We start from the raw sequence: 17,123 nt of genomic DNA on the forward strand, positions 1-17,123 counted from the left end.
GGTCTCACCCGTGGCCGGAATGGATTGCTGCTGACGGCGCGGCCTTGGCGAGCGGCCGGACCTCGCCTTCGACCTCATTGCCGACATAGACGCCGAACTGGTCCTCGGTGCGCTCGCGCGCATAACGGGCGAGCATCGAGCGCACCGCCGGATCGGCGATCTTGAGATCGGCCATCCGGTCGATGTCGACAAGCCTGATCTGGCCGTCGCCGGACAGCGGGGCGCTCACCGTGCCGCGATAGTAGACATGGGTGCGCGAGGCGTCCGTCGCATCGTCCCAGACCGCGTAAAGGAAGCCAAGATCGGCGTCGATCGCCTTGGCGGCAAGCTTTCCCCTCAGACTGCGGGCATCGTTCGCGGCGCCGAGGCCATGTCCGGCCGGCAATTGGTGGGAGCCGTCCGCCGCCTCGAGGAAGAGCACGCGGCCTTCGCTCTCGAGGATGGCGCCGACTTCGGTTCCGGGCGGGGCGGCGGCAAGCGCTTCCTGGCTGAGGCCCGGCGTGACATAGGCGCCCCGGCAATAGCCCAATGGCTGCGCGCCGTTGTGGGTGAAATCGTGGACCCGGCCGATGAGGATCGAATGGTCGCCGGCATCCACCAGTTGCTCCATGTCGCAATCGAAGACCGCGACGGAACCCTCGATCACGGGATTTCCCGTCTGGCCCGGCTGCCAGATCACCGACGCGAACTTGTCGGCCGCCTTGGAGGCGAAAATGCCGGACGCGGCCTTCTGGTCTTCCGACAGGATGTTGATCGCGAACCCCCTGGAGGTCGAGAAGGCTTGATGCCCCAGCGCCTTCTTGGCGATGCAGACAAGCACCAGCGGCGGCTCGAGCGAGACTGAGGTGAAGGAGTTGGCGGTGAAGCCGCGCGGGTCGCCTGCCTCGTCCACCGTGGTGACGATGGTGACGCCGGTCAGGAAGGAGCCCAGCGCGCGGCGGAATTCGATTGCGTCGAAAGCGGCCTCGGCGCTTGCGGTAACGTCGGCCGTCCGGTCGAGAAAGGCCGTGATGTGCTGAGTCACTTTCTTGGGCGAAGCGATTGTCATCATGTGCTTTTCTCCGCTCAGCACCAGGCATTGTCCTGATGGCGCGAGCCGCGCCATGGCGGCGGACATTGCAGGCGTGGAATTGCGATCCTCCGATCCGGTCATGAACAGTGCCGGCGCGGCAAGTGCGGCCAGGCGATCGACATGGGCCGTGTCGGCGCTGGCAAAGAGGCGATAGGTGCGGGCGTAGCCTTCGGCATCGACGCCTTCGAGCGCGGTTTGCGCGGTCGCGGCGGCGTCGGCCAGATCCGGCGGGATCGGATCGCCGAACCAGCGCGCGATAGTCGCGGCGATGGCCTGGGGATCGCCATGGCCGCCGAGGGCGGCCGCCCGTTCGCGCACCGCTTGCGCAAGTTCCGGCGGGCGGCGGAAGACGGCGTTGAGGCAAACGACGGAACTGACACGCGACGGGGCGCGCAGCGCGATCTCCTGTGCGACCAGCGCGCCCATGGAATGGCCGACGACCGCGACGCGGTCGAGGCCGAGATGGTCGAGCAGGCGGATCGCCTGGTCGGCGAAGTCCGGCAGCCCGGCATCCTGCGGCGGCAGCGGCGAGCCGCCATGGCCGAGCATATCGATGGCGATCAGGTCGAAGCGGTCCTGCATCAAGGCGATCTGCGGCTGCCAGATCGCCGCGCCCATGCCGACGCCATGGATCAGCAGAACTGGCGCTCCGGACCCGGCTCGGATGAAGCCGGTGCCGTCGGGAGCCTTGCCCAGGGCCAGTGCGGCGGCGTCAGCCATGCAGATCCCCGAGTTCCTTCAGGTCCTGGTAGCGGTCGCCGATGCGATGGTGCGGGCGGCCGCCGATCGACGCGCCGAGCGCCACCACCAACTCGTCGGGCGCCGGTGCGTCGCCGATCTGGAAATGCACCGTGAGATAGTGGGAGCGGCGGCCTTCATCGTTCTTGTCCATCAGCGGGATCATGATCGGCGTGTTCGGCCCGCCGCGCAGATTGGTGAAGGCGAGATAGGTCTTGGCGCCGACGGCGCGGCGATAGTGGTTGCCGAAATGCAGCGTGTGGATCAGCGCCGAAGCGTGCTCGACTTCGCCCGACGTGCCGCAGATGGCGGCTTTGCCGTAGCCTTCGATCACTTCGCCGGAGCCGGCGACGCCAATGATCTCATTGGTCAGCGTTTCGCCGAGCACCGGGGCGACGGCGCGAATCTCTGGCGACAGGTCCTCGATGAAGCCGCGTCCGGCCCACGGGTTGGTCAGCACCGCCGCGACGCCGATCAGGCGCAGCGGGCGGGGCGCCGCCTTGCCGCCTTCGATCAGCGTGTTCTCGACATAGGTCACGATCTTGCGAATGGCCGGTTTCATGAGATTCCTCGGACGAAACGGCGCGATGCGGGTTCGTCATTTCTGCTTTGTCTTATGGTATACCATGATATGGAGAGCCAAGAACCTTGTCAACCGGCCATGGAATCTGTTTTTGTGGCGACGCCAGAGCGCCTCGCCGTTCCATGGAAACGGCGACCCGCTCTAACTCTTTGTTTTGACGCAACTCCTGACGGAAAACCGCTTCAGACTTTTCCTGGAATTGCCCTAAGGGCGGAAAAAATGCCTGACGACACGCTTCGGATCGACCGTTCTGCCAAGACGCTGCGGACACTGGCGCTGGAGCGCATGCGCGAGGCGATCATGGATTTCCATTTCCAGCCCGGCGAAAGGCTGGTCGAGCGGCCGCTCTGCGACCAGCTCGGCGTCAGCCGTTCGGTGGTGCGCGAGGTGTTGCGGCAACTTGAGGCCGAGGGCCTGGTGCAGATGGTACCGGGCCACGGACCAGCCGTGGCCAAGCCCGACCTCGGCCGTACCGACGAGATCTACGAACTGCGCGCGCTGCTGGAAGGCATCGCCGCGCGGGCCTGCGCGACGTCGGCCAGCAAGGAGCAAATCGCTCTTCTCGACGCCGCCCTGGAAAAGCTGCTCGAAGCCTGGGCCTCGGGCGCTCCGGTCGAGGTCATGCGGGCGACGGCCAGCTTCTACGAGGTGCTGTTCGAGGCCGCCGACAAGCGGATCGCCTGGGAGATCGTCACCGGGCTCAATGTTCGCATCAACCAACTGCGTTCGATGACGATAGCCTCGGAAAACCGCCGCGAGCCGGCGATCAACGAGATGAACGCGATCATGGACGCCATCAGGGCGCGCAAGCCGGAAGAGGCGGAGGCGGCGGCGCGGCGGCATGTCGAATCCGCCTGGCGCATCGCCCGCGATGCGCTTCGGCTGCGATCGCTGTAGGGTCCGACCAGCAAGAAAACGGCCCCGCAAGCGGAGCCGTTTCATCCATTGCGATGTCGGCAGGTCTACTTGCTGCCGCCGTTAGCCTTGACGCTGCTGCAGAACTCCGGATGGGTGTTGGTGGGATTGGCGTTCTTCGACTCGTCGTCGCAGGCCGTCATCATCGCCATCTGGTCTTCTGGCGTCAGCGCCTTCCAGGCCTTCACGAAGTCATCGCTGCTGACCATCGTCTTCATGCTGGAGTCGGTATAGAAGGGCTGCATCTTGGCCGGGTCGTCGAGTGCCGATGTGCCGGTGTTTCCTGCAGCCAGCGCCGAGCTGGCGACCATCGAAAGCGCCATGGCGCCCAGCCCTATCATCTTGATGTTCACGATATAATCCTCCTGTTGCTTTGGGGATCGTCGAAGCAACGATCGAAGGCCAAACGACAGGTCTGGACGAAAGTTCCACGATGTGGCGATTGGAGAGATGATAATTCTGTCGAAACAGGATCCGGCGCAAATTGAACCTTTTCGGTCGCCCAACGTTCGATTCAATTGTACTCCGCCGACGCCTGCAATGACGTTGCGCGGTTACCGGGAATTCGTCCTCAGTTCTTGTCGACCGGCTTCGATCGCATCCTGGAAACCGTCTCGCGTTCCGCCCGCTTGGAGCGCAGCGGCGGCAGCCCGCGGTCGATCAGCTCCATATCCTCCAGCACCATGTCGCCCATGCGCTTGAAGGCGACGTCGAGCGCGCCGGCGCGGTGCGCGGAGCGCAGGAAGCCGGGCAGGGTGCGCACCGGATGGTCCCTGGCCAGCGGCTCTTCCGGAAAGACATCGCTGGCGGCGACGATCTGGCCGTTGCGGACCGCCTGCATCAGCGCCGGGAAGTCGACGACACCGGCTCGGCTGAGCAGGATAAAGGCGGCGCCCTTGCGCATTTTCGCGAAGGCCTCGGTGCCGAGGAAGCCCTGGTTCTCGCTGGTCACCGAGGCGACGACGAAGACGAAGTCGCTCTCCGACAGCACCTTGTCGAGCGAGGCGGGCTCGACGCCGTTGTCGATGAGGATCGACGGCGGCAGCCAGGGATCGAACACCCTGATCAGGGTGCGAAAGCCCGTCAGCAGGCGGTTCAGCGCGCGGCCGAGATCGCCGAAGCCGATGATGCCGACTTCGGCGCCGGAGAGGAGCCGCGCGGTCGCGTTGCCGTCGCCGCCCCACAGCTCCTTGCCCTGCCGGAAGGCAAGGTCGGCATCGACGATGCCGCGTGCCAGGTTGAGCGCCATGGCAAGGCCGAGCTCGGCGACCGGTTCGGCGAAGACCAGGCCGGTGGTGACGACATGGATGCCGCGGGCAAACAGTGTGTCGTAGGGCATGTTGTTGACGAGATTGGTCTCGACGTTGAAGACGCAGCGCAGCGCCTGAAGTCGTTCCAGCGTCTCCGGGCGGAGCGGCGGCTGGCCGACGATGTAGCGCGCCTCGGCAAGCACATGCGCCGGCAACCCGGCGACACCTTCGGGCGTTGTTTCCACGATGCGATATCGCTTGCGAAAGAGCGCCAGTTGCGGTGGTGTGAAGATCAGCTCGAGCGTGCGCGGCTCGGGTGCGCTGATGACCAGCGGCAAGGCATTGTTTGACATGATGTTTCCTCCCGGCGTTGCCGGATCGTGCCACTCACAGCGGTGTTTTACTCCGGATTAAACGATTTACAACTGCGAAAAATCGATTTATCCATTGCGCTGGCGAGGTGGCGTGCGGCTACCCGCCTTTCGGAGCAGGATGATGGCGCATCGGGAGACCCAGCAGCGGCGTCCGTCGATCCACGACGTGGCAAGCCGCGCCGGCGTGTCCGCCGCCACCGTCTCCAAGGTTTTGGCAGGCGTCACCACGGTGAAGCCCGAAAATGCGCAGCGCGTCTTCGATGCCGTCGATCTCCTCGGTTACCGTGTCGATCCGCTGGCGTCCGACATGCGCCGGGCCAAGCGGCGCATCATCGGCGCCATCATGCCAGAGTTCGAAAGCGAGTTCTTCGGCCAGATGGTCAGCGAGCTCGAGGGGCTCGCCGAGCAGCGCGGTTTCACGCTGGTCGCCGCCTCCAGCCGTGAGTCGGAAGCGCGCGAAAAGGAGATCCTGGCCCGCATGCACGACTGGCGCGTCGCCGGCATCGTGCTGGCACCGGTGCGCAACGAGCATGGGCCGGCGGCCGGCTTCATGAAAGCCAACGGCATGACCGGCGTGCTGATCGACCGCGTGCTCGCCGACGACGCATTCGATACGGTTTCGGCCGACAGCGCCGCGGCAAGTGCGGAGGTGGCGCGCGCGCTCGTCGGCAAGGGCCATCGCCACATACTGGTCGTCGGTCTCGGCCAGCAGGCGGCAACGGTGCGCGCCCGCCTCGAAGGGTTTCGCGCGACCGCGCTGCAACTGGTGCCCGACATCCGCATCGACGTCGTGCTTGCCGAAAGCGAGGTCGAGCCGCTGCGGACGCTGCTCAGCGACTATTTCAGCGAGGGTGCCAATCGGGGTGAACGCCCGACGGCGGTCTATTCGCTGTTCCTCAAAGGCACGCTGGTGGCGCTTTCCGAATTCCGCCGTCGTGGCTGGCATTGCCCGGACGACATCTCGCTGGTCGGCTTCGACGACGCCGAATGGATGCAGGTGACCTGGCCGGCGATCGCCGCCGTGGTGCAGCCGGTGCGCGAGATCGCCAGCAATGCGATGGACGTGCTGTTTCGCAGGATCGAGGGGGAGCGCGGCCCGCCCAGGGCGCGGCTCGAGCCCTGCAAGGTGTTGATGCGGGAATCCGTTGGCTCGCCAGGCAGCGGCCCGCATTCGGGGGGAGGAAGCCGACAATAGCCCCCATTGTCGAAAACCGAGTGGCGCCGCACCTGGCTTTGGCTCGTGGCGCGTGACATCAACAGGGAGGAAAACGTGACAGCATTCGTTCTGAAGATAAATCGATTTACGATGGCCTTGGGCATCGCTCTGGCGATGTCGGCAGTAGGCGCCGCCAAGGCCGAGGACGGCGAATACGGCGTGCTGATGAAAACGCTTGCCAACCCGTTCTGGGGCGCGATGGGCCAGGGCGTCGAGGACGGCGCCAAGGAAGCCGGGGTGAAATATTTCCAGCAGGCCGCCGAGAGCGACCAGGCGGCCGAGCCGCAGCTCAACCTCTGCAACACGATGCTGGAGCGCAAGCCGGTGGCGATGATCACCGCGGCGATCAACTCGACCAACCTGTTGCCCTGCCTGAAGGCGGCGCAGGATGCCGGCATCAAGGTGGTCGACCTCGACGGCAATCTCGATCCGGCGGTGCTCGACAAGGAAGGCATCAAGATCACCTTCCGCATCGGCTCCGACAATGTCGCGGCCGGCGGACAGGGCGCAGAATATCTAGTCTCCAAGCTCGGCAAGGACGCCAAGGGTCCGGTGCTGGTGATCGAGGGCCTTTCCGGCAACATCACCGGTCAGAAACGCGCCAAGGGTTTTGCCGACAAGCTCAAGGAACTGGCGCCGGGGCTGGAGATCGTTGCTTCGCTGCCCGGCGACTGGGATCGCGGCAAGGCGGCCTCGATCGCAACCGATACGCTGACCGCGCATCCTGACCTGGTCGCCATCTTCTCCGCCAATGACACCATGGCGCTCGGCGCTGTGGAATCGGTCTATGCGGCGGGCAAGGGTGAGCAGGTGACGATCATCGGCGTCGATGGCAATTCGGATGCGGTCAAGTCGATCAAGGAGGGCCGCCTCAACGCTTCGGTGGCGCAGCTCCCCTATCTGGTCGGCAAGCAGGCTGTCGAGAACGTCAAGAAGGCGCTCGCCGGCGAGAAGGTCGAGGAGAGCATCGCCGTGCCTACCTTGGTGCTGACCAAGGAAATGCTCGACGCCGGCAAGGAGCCGATGCTGCAATATGTGAAGTGAGCAGGGAATAGGGAATAGGGAATAGGCAGTAGGCAGTAGGCAGTAGGGGAGTAAGCGGTTCGCATCGCTTCAGGTCGCTCCTTAATCCACTACTGCCTAATCCCTACTGCCCTACTGCCTAACGGCCGCTCTCAAAGGTGCAAAGACATGGCTTCTGAACAGCCCGGTTTCTGGGCTCGGGTGCAGCGCGCATCCGTCGAACGGCTCCACATCAGGCTGGAGTCGCTGCTGGTGCTTGTGGCGCTGAGCGGGGCGATGGCGCTGCTGTCGCCGTTCTTCCTGTCGCTGAGCAATTTCCTCAACATCCTGCTCGCGACATCGACGATCGGCGTGCTGGCGATCGCCGCCACCTTCGTCATCGGCTCGGGCGGGCTCGACCTGTCGCTCGGCTCGGTCATGGGCCTTGCCGGCGTGGCGGGTGCCTTCGTCGCGGTCAATCTCGGCTGGCCGTCGGTCTTCGCGCTCATCGCCTGCATCCTGGCCGGCGGCCTTGCCGGCTACATCAACGGGCAGCTCGTCACCCGCGCCTTCGTGCCGGCCTTCATCGTCACGCTCGGCATGCTCGGCCTGGCGCGCGGCCTGGCGCTGGTCATCTCGCAAGGCAGGGCGATCTACGGGCTGCCGTCGGCGATCGTCTATATCGGGCAAGGGCGGCCGTTCGGCATCCCGATGCCGGTGATCATCCTGGTGCTGACGGCGATCGTCGCGCATTGCGTGCTCGCCTACACACGCTTCGGCCGCCACACGCTGGCGCTGGGCGATAGCGAGGGCGCGGCGCGCGCCGCGGGCATCCGCGTCGAGCACCATCGCCGCATCATCTATACGCTGTCCGGCGCGCTCGCCGGGCTCGCCGGCCTGCTGTTCACCGCCCGCGTCAATGCCGGCGACCCGACCGCCGGCATCAACTACGAGCTCACCGCCATCACCGCGGCGATCATCGGCGGCACCAACCTGTTCGGCGGCCGCGCCTCGATCCTCGGCACGATGATCGGCGCGCTGATCATGGGCGTCTTGCAGAACGGGCTGACGCTGCTTGCCGTGCAGTCCTATTACCAGCAGATGGCGATCGGCGCGGTGCTGATCCTTGCCGTCTTCATCGACCAGTACCAGGTTCGGAAGGAGTCGCGCGTATGACGCTTCTTTCGCTTCAAGGCATCCGCAAAAGCTTCGGCGCGGTCGACGTGCTGCACGGCGTCGACCTCAAGGTCGCTGCCGGCGAGGTGGTCGGGCTGGTCGGCGACAATGGCGCCGGCAAGTCGACGCTGATGAAGACCATCACCGGCATCTACCGTGCCGATTCCGGCTCGATCGAATTCGACGGCAAGGACATCCTTGGGCTCGACCCGGGCCAGCGGCGCGAACTCGGCATCGAGATGATCTATCAGGACCTGTCGCTGGCCAAGCAGCAGGACGTGGCATCGAACATCTTCCTCGGCCGCGAGCCGACGAAACGGGTGTTCGGCCTGTTTCCCGGTTTCGTCGACAAGGCGGCTATGGACCGCGAGGCGACGCGGATGATCGAGCGGCTCGGCGCACGACTGCCGTCGATCAACCGCTCGGTCGGCTCGTTCTCGGGCGGCCAGCAGCAGACGGTGGCGATCGCCCGCGCGCTGACCTTCAACCCGAAGCTCGTGATCATGGACGAGCCGACGGCTGCGCTTGCGGTGCGCGAGGTGCAGAGCGTGCTCGACCTGATCCGCCGGCTGCGGTCGGAAGGCATCGCCGTCATCCTGATCTCGCACCGGCTGAACGACGTGCTATCGGTCACCGACCGCATCGTCGTGCTGCGTCACGGCCGCGCCGATGCCGATCTCGTCACCAGCAAGACCAACATGAACGAAGTCGTCAGCCGCATCGTCGGCGGTGGCGATGTCAGCGCCGCGGCGGCGCACGAACAACGAGGCTAGAGCTCATGAACACCTTTGGACTGCACACTTTCGCCATCGCTCCGGTCTGGGACCTTGCCCGCATCGAGCCGCAGATGGACCGGTTGAAGGAACACGGCATCGGGCTGATGGAAATTCCGCTGCTGCGCCCGGAGGAGATCGACACCAAGCGCACGCGGGGCTTCGCCACCCACTATGGCGTTGAGCTGATCCCGTCGCTCGGCCTGCCGCGTTCCCTCGACGTGGTCGAGCGGCCGGACGAGGCGCTCGACTTCCTGCAGCCGGCCTTCAAGGTCTGCAACGAGGTCGGCAGCGAGGCGCTCGGCGGCGTCACCTACGGCACGATCGGCAAGACGACGGGCCGGGCGCCGACGCGCAAGGAGATCGACGGCATGTGCCGCTTCCTCGAACGGGCGGCGAAGTCGGCGAAGGCGCGCGGGCTGAAGCTCGGCATCGAGCCCTGCAACCGCTACGAGACGCATCTGATCAACCGCGGCATCGATGCGGCCCGGATCATCGAGCGCATCGGCGCCGACAACATCTTCATCCATCTCGACACCTATCACATGCATATCGAGGAGGAGAGCTTTGCCGCCGGCTTCGAGGCGGCCGCGCCCTTCCTCGGCTATGTGCACGTGTCGGAAGCCAACCGCGGCGTGCCGGGGCGCGGCATGATCAACTGGGCGGCCTGCATGAAGGCGATCGCCGACATCGGCTACGAGGGGCCGATCACGCTCGAAAGCATGAACCATGTCGACGTCGACATCGCCGGCGGACTGGCGGTGTGGCGCCCGGTGGCTGAAGACCCGCGCGACGTCATCGAGGTCGGCCTGCCGTTCCTGCGCGACGAGGCGAGGAAGGCAGGGCTGAGCCTCGGCAGATAGAAGGTCGCCAGGCTCTCCGTCAGAACGGGTAGTGCTGGCCGGGATCCTCGATCGTCACCCAGCGCAGGTCGGTGAATTCGGCGATCGAGGCCTTGCCGCCGAAGCGGCCGTAGCCGGAACCTTTGACACCGCCGAACGGCATCTGCGCCTCGTCGCCGACGGTCGGGCCGTTGATGTGGCAGATGCCGGCCTGGATGCGGGCAGCGACCGCCATGGCGCGCTTGATGTCGCGGCTGAAGACGGCCGACGACAGGCCGTATTCGGTGTCGTTGGCGACGCGCACCGCCTCGTCCTCGCCCTTGACGCGAATGACTGGCTTGACCGGCCCGAAGGATTCTTCCGCATAGACGCGCATCGAAGGCGTCACGTGATCAAGCAGCGTTGCGTCCACCACTGTGCCGGTACGCTTGCCGCCTGCGACGAGCTTCGCACCCTTGGCGACGGCGTCGGCGACCAGTTCCTCCATCTTGTCGGCGGCCTGGCTGCTGATCAGCGAGCCAAGCACGACATGGCCGCGCGGGTCGCCGGCCGGAAGCTGCGCGGCGCGGGCTGCAAGCTTGGCGACGAACTCGTCGGCGACCTTCTCGTCGACGATCAGCCGCTCCGTCGACATGCAGATCTGGCCCTGATGCATGAAGGCGCCGAAGGTCGCGGCGTTGACCGCCGCGTCGATGTCGGCATCGTCAAGCACCAGAAGCGGCGCCTTGCCGCCAAGCTCGAGCAGGGCCGGCTTGAGATGGCGCCCGGCGAGCTCGGCGATGATGCGGCCGACCTTGGTCGAGCCGGTGAAATTGACCCGCTTCACCGCCGGATGCGCGACGAGCGCCTCGACGATCCCGGCGGCATCCTTCGGGTCGTTGGTGACAACATTGACGACGCCCTTCGGCAGGCCGGCCTCGACCAGCACCTGGCCGATCAGGCGATGCGTGCCGGGGCACATCTCGGAGGCCTTGAGCACCACCGTGTTCCCGCAGGCGAGCGGCATCGCCAGCGCGCGGGTGCCGAGGATGACGGGTGCGTTCCAGGGCGCGATGCCCAGGCAGACGCCGGCCGGCTGGCGGATCGCCATGGCAAGCGTGCCCGGCTTGTCCGAGGGGATGATCTCGCCCGCGATCTGTGTCGTCATCGCGGCTGCCTCGCGCAGCATGTTGGCGGCCAGCATAACGTTGAAGCCGGCCCACGGCCCGGTCGCTCCGGTCTCCTCCATCATCAGCCTGGTGAATTCGCCGACCTTGGAGGCCATCACCTCGGCGGCCTTGGAAAGCAAAGCGCGGCGCTCGCCTGGGCCCGTCCGCGACCAGGCCGGGAAGGCCGCGGCAGCGGCGCCGACGGCGGCATTGGCGTCGGCGATGCTGGCGGCGGCGGCGCGCGTCGCCAGCTTGCCGGTGAAGGGGTCCAGGCGGTCGAAGGAAGCCTTGCCCGTTGCAGTTCTTTCGTCGCCGTCGATCAGAAGTCCGATATCCATTTGGTCTCTCCCTCGCTCCGGGTGGAGCGTTGCAAACTAGAAGCCGAGCACCTCGGCGTTGATCGAGGCTTCGAGGCCGCCGTCGACCGGCACATTGGCGCCGTTGATCCAGCGCGCGCCATCCGAGCACAGGAACAGCACGACCGGCGCGATATCGCCCGACGTGCCGGCACGACCCACCCGCGAAATATCGCTGTCGACGCGGTCGTCGCCGAGCACGGCGCGGAACTGCTTCAGGATCGGCGTCTCGACCGGGCCTGGGCTGACCGCATTGACACGGATGCCGCGGCTCTTGAAGCGCTCCTGATGCGCGGCGCGGAAGGTCCACAGCAGCAGAAGCTCCTTCGAGACCGGATAGCCTTCCTCGTTCTTGACCGCATGGTCGGCGACCACCCTGGCGACATCGGGAAAGCCCTCGATGCCGATCATCGAAGCGGCGCGGTTGAGATTGGCGCGCCAGCCGAAGCCGGCGATCGAGGCGACGTTGACGATGGCGCCGCCTTCGCGAAGCTTCGGCGCCAGCGCCTCGGAAAGCGCGCGCAGTCCGTAGAAATTGACGGCGAGCGTCGACACGGCGCCGGTGTTGCCGGAAAGGCCGGCGACGTTGCAGAGCGCATCGAGGCGCAGCGGCAGCCGTGCCACCAGTTCGTCGACGCCGGCCTTCGACGAGATGTCGGCCTTGACGAAGCTGCCGGCACTTGCAGCTGGCTCACGCACGTCGACGCCGATCACGTCGGCGCCAAGTTGGCCGGCGAGTTCCGCCGTGCGGGCGCCGATGCCAGAGGCGACGCCGGTGATGAGGATGGTCTTGCCGAAAAGCATGGTCAGGCTTTCTCCCGAGATGTCGTTGTCTGTGCCGGCGAGGCAGTCTCGCCCGTCGTTAGGGTCGCGTTGACGGGAATTCTGACGCTATAGCCGACGGGCAGCAGCCGAAGCCCAAATCGCTCCTCCAGCGTTCCCCACAGGCCGCGCGGCAACAGCAGCGAGAAGGCAAGCGCTGTGGCGCCGAGGCCGATCAGGTACCAGACGCCTGCGCCGCCGAACCAGGTCTCGATGAGGAAGAACAGCAACGCGCCAAGGATGGCGCCCTCGAAGGTGCCGATGCCGCCGACCAGCACCATGAAGATCATGTAGGCCGTCCACTGGACGCTGAAATAGGTCTTCGGCTGGAAGGTGATCGAGGTCGCCAGCCACAGCGCGCCGGCAATGCCGATGCCAAAGGCGGCGAGAACGAAAAGCAGCCGCTTGGTGCCGGTAACGCGCACGCCGACCGAGGCTGCCGCATCCTCGTTGTCGCGGATGGCGCGGATGGCGGCACCGGTGCTGCCGCGCAGCAGGCCGAACAGGACGGCAAGCAGGGCGGTCATCGACGCCAGCGCCAGCCAGTAGATCGCCACGCGTCTGGTCGAAGCGTCGTAGACGTTGAGCGAGATCAGCGACGTGCCGGTCTCGCCCTGCACCAGCCGGTCGAGGTTGACGAGGAGATGGGTGAGGGCCGCGATCACCCACATGCCGATGGCGAACTCGCCGTTCCTGAGCCGCAGCATGAACAGCGAGATCGGCCAGGAGACCGCGCCGACGACGATCGCCGAGACGAAGAGCGCGACGAAAGGATTGAGGCCGGCATCCGCCAGCCGGATGCTGAAATAGGCGCCGAGGCCGAAGAACACTTGCTGGCCGACCGAGACCAGTCCGCCGAAACCGGCGAGCGCGTTCCACATCGCCGCGAGGATCACATAGATGAACAGCGCGGTCATGCGGTCGACGGCGCCTACCGACAGGAATTGCGGCGCGATCGCCAGCAGCGCGATGATCAGGGCCACCGCGATCGCGGCAATGCGCGAGGCGGCGGTGCCGCGCTCGATGACAGGGGAGGCGGCGCTCATGATGCCTTCCTCGCGGGCAGGCGCAGCAGGCCGCGCAGGCCGAGGCCGGAGGTGGACAGGCGTATGAACAGCGCGATCAGGAACGCGACATGGCCGCCGATCAGAAAGCCCTGCGGATGTACCTGGGCGCCGAGCGTCTGGGCAAGCGCCAGCACGATGCCGCCGATCAGCGTGCCCCACAGCGAGCCGGCGCCGCCGATGACCGCCGCCTCGAAGGCGAACAGCAACTGCGGCGCGCCGGCATAGGGTTCGAAGGTGGCGCGCATGCCGAGGAAGGCGCCGGCGAGGCCGACGGTGACCATGGCGATGGACGCGGCGACCGCATTGGCGCGGCGCGCATCGATGCCGACCAGGCCGGCCGTATCAGGGTCCGCCGAGGTGGCGCGGATCGCGCGGCCAAGGCCGGTGCGGGTGAGGAAGAGCTGCAGCCCGCCAAGCAGCGCCACGGCGGTGACGAAGATGATGACCGCGAGCTTGCCGACATAGATGCTGCCCGGCCATTCCCAGGAATCGTAGGAGAGGCTGCCGATAAAGGGCGCCAGCGAGCGCGTGTCGGCGCCGAACTGTTCGAACAAGAGATTGTCGATGACGATTGCGAGACCGAAGGTCGTCAGGATCGGCAACAGCGCACCGCCGCGCGCGCTGCGTTCGAGTAGGAAGCGCTGCAAGGCCCAGCCGATCGCGGCCATCAGCGGCAGGACGATCAGCAATCCAAGAAAGGGTGAAATGTGGAAGCGCGAGGCGAGCTGCCACAGCGCGAAGGCAGACAGCACGGCGAGGCTGCCATGGGCGAGGTTGATGATGCGCATCACCGAAAACATGAAGGAGAGGCCGCAGGCGATCAGCGCGTAGTAGCCGCCGAGCAGGATGCCCTGGACGATCTGGTTGGTCATGCCGGCACGCCTCCGGCGCCCTTCCGATGCAGGCCGAAATAGGCTTTCGTCACCTCGTCGCGCGAAACGCTCTTGCTGTCTCCGGCAAGCGCGATCCTTCCCTCCAGCATGCAGATGACCTTGTCGGAGACGGAGAGGGCACGGTTGAGATCCTGCTCGACCAGGATGATCGTCGTGCCGGAACTGATCAGGCCGTGCAGCGAGGCGTAGACGCGGTCGACGACCAGCGGCGACAGGCCGAGCGAGACCTCGTCGAGCAGCAGCAATTCCGGATTGCTCATCAGCGCGCGGCCGATGGCGGTCGCCTGCTGCTCGCCGCCGGACAGATGGCCGGTCCTGGAATGGCGGCGCGGCTTGAGGTTGGGAAACGTGTCGAGCACCTTGTCGACGCTCCAGTCGCCGGGGCGGCCGGCGGTCTTGCCGAGCAGGAGGTTTTCCTCGACCGTCATTTCGACGAACAGTTTCCTGCCTTCGGGCACCAGCGCGATGCCCATGCCGACTCTGCTGTGCGAGGGCACCCCGGAAAGGTCGGCCCCGTCGAACCGCACGCGACCCGATGCCTGCGGATGCGCTCCGGCAATGGCGCGCAGCAGCGTCGTCTTGCCGGCGCCGTTGGCGCCGACCAGCGCCAGCGTCTCGCCGCGCTCGACGGTGAAGCTGACGCCGCGTACCGCCTGCAACAGGCCGTGGCGGACAACGAGATCCTCGACCGAAAGCAGGCTCATTTCGGGCCTCCGCCGAGATAGGCGCTGATCACATGCGGGTTGGCCATTACCGCTTGCGGATCGCCGTCGGCGATGATCTTTCCGGCATCCATGCAGATCAGTCGCTCGGCCACCTGCAGCAGGATGTGGACGATGTGCTCGATCCAGACGATGCCGATCTTGCGGCGCCGCAATTCCCTGATGGTCTCGACCAGCTCGCCGGCCTCGCCGTCAGTCAGGCCGCCGCCGATCTCGTCGAGCAGAAGCAGCGCCGGCCTGGCAGCGAGCGCCCGGGCGAGTTCCAGCCGCTTGCGGTCGAGCAAGCCGAGTGTCTCGGCGCGCCGGTTGGCAACGCCCAGCATGCCGCAGAGTTTCAGCGAGCCAAGCGCTTCCTCATAGGCTTCGTCGCGCTTGAGGCCGGCGCCATGCGAGGCGGCGACGAAGACGTTCTCAAAGGTGGTCATGCCGCCGAAAGGCTTCGGCACCTGATGCGTGCGCACGAGGCCGAGGCGGCAGCGCGCCGTGGCCGGCAGCGCGGTGACGTCGCCGCCTTTGAATGCGACGGTGCCGGCACTGGGCGGATAGGCGCCGGACAGCACGCTGAGCAATGTCGTCTTGCCGGCGCCGTTCGGGCCGACAATGCCGACCGCCTCGTCGGCTCCCATGGCGAAGTCGATGTCGTCGAGCACCACCAGCGCGCCGAAGCGCTTGTGGATGCCGGCGGCATCGAGGATCGCAGCGTTGGGCAAAATGGTCACGATGCGAACCCCGTCAGCAGTCCAATCAGCCGTTGTACGGCTGCAGCTTGGCTTCGACCGGCACCTTCGGGTCGGTGGCGTTTTCGGTCACGACATAGTCGAGCGGGAACTTGCTGCCTTCCTTCGCCGCCACCCACTGCGTGCCGATGATCGGGCCGGGCGAGACGTTGGCGACGGGGCCGCTGGTGAAATCGACCTTGCCGATCATCGTCTCGGTGTTGAGCGCGCTCAGCGCCTTGGCGACCGCCGCCTTGTCCTTGGCGTCGGTGCTGGACTTCAGCGCTTCGAAGCCGGCGTCGAGCAGCGACATCGTGGCGCCGAGCTGCTGCGTCCACTGCTTGCCGCTCGCCGCTTCGTAGCCGTCGGCCAGCTCGGTCCCGGAAACACCAGTGAGCGGCGATTTGTAGGGGAAGGCCTTGTGCCAGTAAGCGGCGCTCGCAATCTTCATGCCGAGGTCGCCGAGCGCCTCGATGTCGGACGGGAACAGGCCGGTCTTGGCGACCTGGGCGATCTTGATCTGCCGGGTCAGGCCCTGCTGCGCCGCCTGGCGCCAGAAGGCGGCGAAATCCGGCGGGATTGGGAAGGAATTGAAGATCTCGACGCCTTCCTGCTTGAACAGCGCGATCTGCGAGGAATAGTCGGTGGTGCCGGTCTCGTAGGCGCCGGGGTCGACGATGGTGAAGCCCTGCTTGGCGAGCAGCGGTGCAAGATGGGCACGGATGGCATTGCCGTCGGCGTCGTTCGGATACATGACGCCGACCTTCTTGTTGGTCTCGATCAGATTCCACTGCGAGACATAGGCCTTGAAGAATTCGTCGACGCCGAAGCCGAAATGATAGGTCCATTTGAACGGCGAAGGCTGGCCCGGCTTGGCGCCGCGGCCGAAATACCAGGCTTCCCACGGCATGACGGTGGACAGGCAAGGTACGCCGGCCGCTTCGCAAGCATCGGCTACGGGGTTGATCACCTCAGGCGTCGAGACGGCGAGCATCAGGTCGATGGCCTGGTTGTTGATCAGGTCCTTGGCGAGTTGGCCGGCGCGGGAGGGATCGGATTGCGTATCCTGATCGAGGATCTCGACACTGTATTTCTTGCCGCCGAGCTCGATGCCATTGGCGAGCGCCTTGCGGGCGAGGTCGAGCACGTAGCCGTCGGTCTCGCCGAAACCGCCGAGAGGCCCGGTGCGCGGGCTGACGAAGCCGACCTTCAGGGTGTCCGCGGCCTGCGCGAAGGCCTTGCCGCGGCCGAGCGCAAGAGCCGCGCCGCCGGCCACCGAAGTGGCCATGAACTGGCGTCGCGACATGCCGGCGACAACGGGTTTGCTGCCGATAGTCCTGGTCATCTGCTCCTCCCTCCGTGGCCGTCCCCGTACGGGCCGGTACCGGTTTTCCGGTGCCGCCAGACAGGGCTCGGCCTTGATCCTCCACGGTCACATTGCACTAGCGGTTTGGTTCG

Annotated in this window: 17 protein-coding genes; 6 read left to right on the plus strand and 11 right to left on the minus strand. The window is 66.1% G+C overall.

The features are described from left to right. Positions 1-4: 4 nt before the first annotated feature. Positions 5-1,792, minus strand: coding sequence for an alpha/beta fold hydrolase (locus tag EN786_RS08540; RefSeq protein WP_127311488.1), 1,788 nt, complete (start codon positions 1,790-1,792; stop codon positions 5-7). Continuing rightward, on the minus strand, positions 1,785-2,372 hold the full coding sequence (locus EN786_RS08545) for an amino acid synthesis family protein (protein ID WP_127311487.1): 588 nt from the start codon (positions 2,370-2,372) through the stop codon (positions 1,785-1,787). Before EN786_RS08545 ends, EN786_RS08540 begins: the two co-directional genes overlap by 8 nt. A 240-nt stretch (positions 2,373-2,612) precedes the next feature. Here EN786_RS08545 and EN786_RS08550 point away from each other — a divergent pair, with 240 nt between their 5' ends. Beyond that, a complete protein-coding gene (locus EN786_RS08550) occupies positions 2,613-3,290 on the plus strand; it encodes a GntR family transcriptional regulator (protein ID WP_127311486.1) in 678 nt (225 codons plus the stop codon). Positions 3,291-3,355: 65 nt separating this feature from the next. On the opposite strand, the gene EN786_RS08555 is transcribed toward EN786_RS08550, so the two are convergent. Next, the gene (locus EN786_RS08555; protein WP_127311485.1) at positions 3,356-3,661 is read right to left on the minus strand and encodes a hypothetical protein; all 306 of its coding nucleotides are present in this window, start codon (positions 3,659-3,661) and stop codon (positions 3,356-3,358) included. Positions 3,662-3,879: 218 nt separating this feature from the next. Beyond that, entirely contained in the window at positions 3,880-4,911 is a 1,032-nt protein-coding gene (locus EN786_RS08560; protein WP_127311484.1) for a hydroxyacid dehydrogenase, read from the minus strand. Positions 4,912-5,053: 142 nt separating this feature from the next. Here EN786_RS08560 and EN786_RS08565 point away from each other — a divergent pair, with 142 nt between their 5' ends. From EN786_RS08565 to EN786_RS08585, 5 genes are all read left to right on the plus strand, one after another. Continuing rightward, entirely contained in the window at positions 5,054-6,127 is a 1,074-nt protein-coding gene (locus EN786_RS08565) for a LacI family DNA-binding transcriptional regulator (RefSeq protein ID WP_128273845.1), read from the plus strand. A 75-nt stretch (positions 6,128-6,202) separates the two neighbouring features. After that, on the plus strand, positions 6,203-7,192 hold the full coding sequence (locus tag EN786_RS08570; protein WP_210214087.1) for a substrate-binding domain-containing protein: 990 nt from the start codon (positions 6,203-6,205) through the stop codon (positions 7,190-7,192). Between the two features lie 147 nt (positions 7,193-7,339). Then, positions 7,340-8,326 carry an ABC transporter permease gene (locus EN786_RS08575; RefSeq protein WP_127311935.1) on the plus strand — a complete coding sequence of 329 codons (987 nt, stop codon included), beginning with the start codon at positions 7,340-7,342 and terminating at the stop codon, positions 8,324-8,326. After that, positions 8,323-9,099, plus strand: coding sequence for an ATP-binding cassette domain-containing protein (locus tag EN786_RS08580; protein WP_127311936.1), 777 nt, complete (start codon positions 8,323-8,325; stop codon positions 9,097-9,099). Before EN786_RS08575 ends, EN786_RS08580 begins: the two co-directional genes overlap by 4 nt. A gap of 5 nt (positions 9,100-9,104) precedes the next feature. After that, complete coding sequence (locus EN786_RS08585; RefSeq protein WP_127287229.1) at positions 9,105-9,962, plus strand: sugar phosphate isomerase/epimerase family protein; 858 nt, start codon at positions 9,105-9,107, stop codon at positions 9,960-9,962. A gap of 19 nt (positions 9,963-9,981) precedes the next feature. Here the strand turns inward: EN786_RS08585 and EN786_RS08590 are convergent, their stop codons facing one another. From EN786_RS08590 to EN786_RS08620, 7 genes are read right to left on the minus strand one after another with little or no spacing between them, the layout of a single operon-like run. Continuing rightward, positions 9,982-11,427, minus strand: coding sequence for an aldehyde dehydrogenase (locus EN786_RS08590; RefSeq protein WP_127310785.1), 1,446 nt, complete (start codon positions 11,425-11,427; stop codon positions 9,982-9,984). A gap of 36 nt (positions 11,428-11,463) precedes the next feature. Further along, entirely contained in the window at positions 11,464-12,249 is a 786-nt protein-coding gene (locus tag EN786_RS08595; protein WP_127284628.1) for a coniferyl-alcohol dehydrogenase, read from the minus strand. A gap of 2 nt (positions 12,250-12,251) precedes the next feature. Then, a complete protein-coding gene (locus EN786_RS08600; protein ID WP_135908163.1) occupies positions 12,252-13,313 on the minus strand; it encodes a branched-chain amino acid ABC transporter permease in 1,062 nt (353 codons plus the stop codon). Beyond that, positions 13,310-14,206 carry a branched-chain amino acid ABC transporter permease gene (locus EN786_RS08605; protein WP_127284630.1) on the minus strand — a complete coding sequence of 299 codons (897 nt, stop codon included), beginning with the start codon at positions 14,204-14,206 and terminating at the stop codon, positions 13,310-13,312. The genes EN786_RS08600 and EN786_RS08605 overlap by 4 nt, the downstream gene beginning before the upstream one ends. Further along, positions 14,203-14,931, minus strand: a complete 729-nt coding sequence (locus EN786_RS08610; protein ID WP_127284631.1) for an ABC transporter ATP-binding protein — start codon at positions 14,929-14,931, stop codon at positions 14,203-14,205. Before EN786_RS08610 ends, EN786_RS08605 begins: the two co-directional genes overlap by 4 nt. Continuing rightward, a complete protein-coding gene (locus EN786_RS08615) occupies positions 14,928-15,662 on the minus strand; it encodes an ATP-binding cassette domain-containing protein (RefSeq protein WP_281033899.1) in 735 nt (244 codons plus the stop codon). The genes EN786_RS08610 and EN786_RS08615 overlap by 4 nt, the downstream gene beginning before the upstream one ends. Positions 15,663-15,693: 31 nt before the next feature. Then, positions 15,694-17,010, minus strand: coding sequence for an ABC transporter substrate-binding protein (locus EN786_RS08620; protein ID WP_127284633.1), 1,317 nt, complete (start codon positions 17,008-17,010; stop codon positions 15,694-15,696). Positions 17,011-17,123 lie beyond the last annotated feature (113 nt).

The sequence above is a fragment of the Mesorhizobium sp. M4B.F.Ca.ET.143.01.1.1 genome (assembly GCF_004792275.1).
GTDB classification, from domain to species: Bacteria; Pseudomonadota; Alphaproteobacteria; order Rhizobiales; family Rhizobiaceae; genus Mesorhizobium; species Mesorhizobium abyssinicae.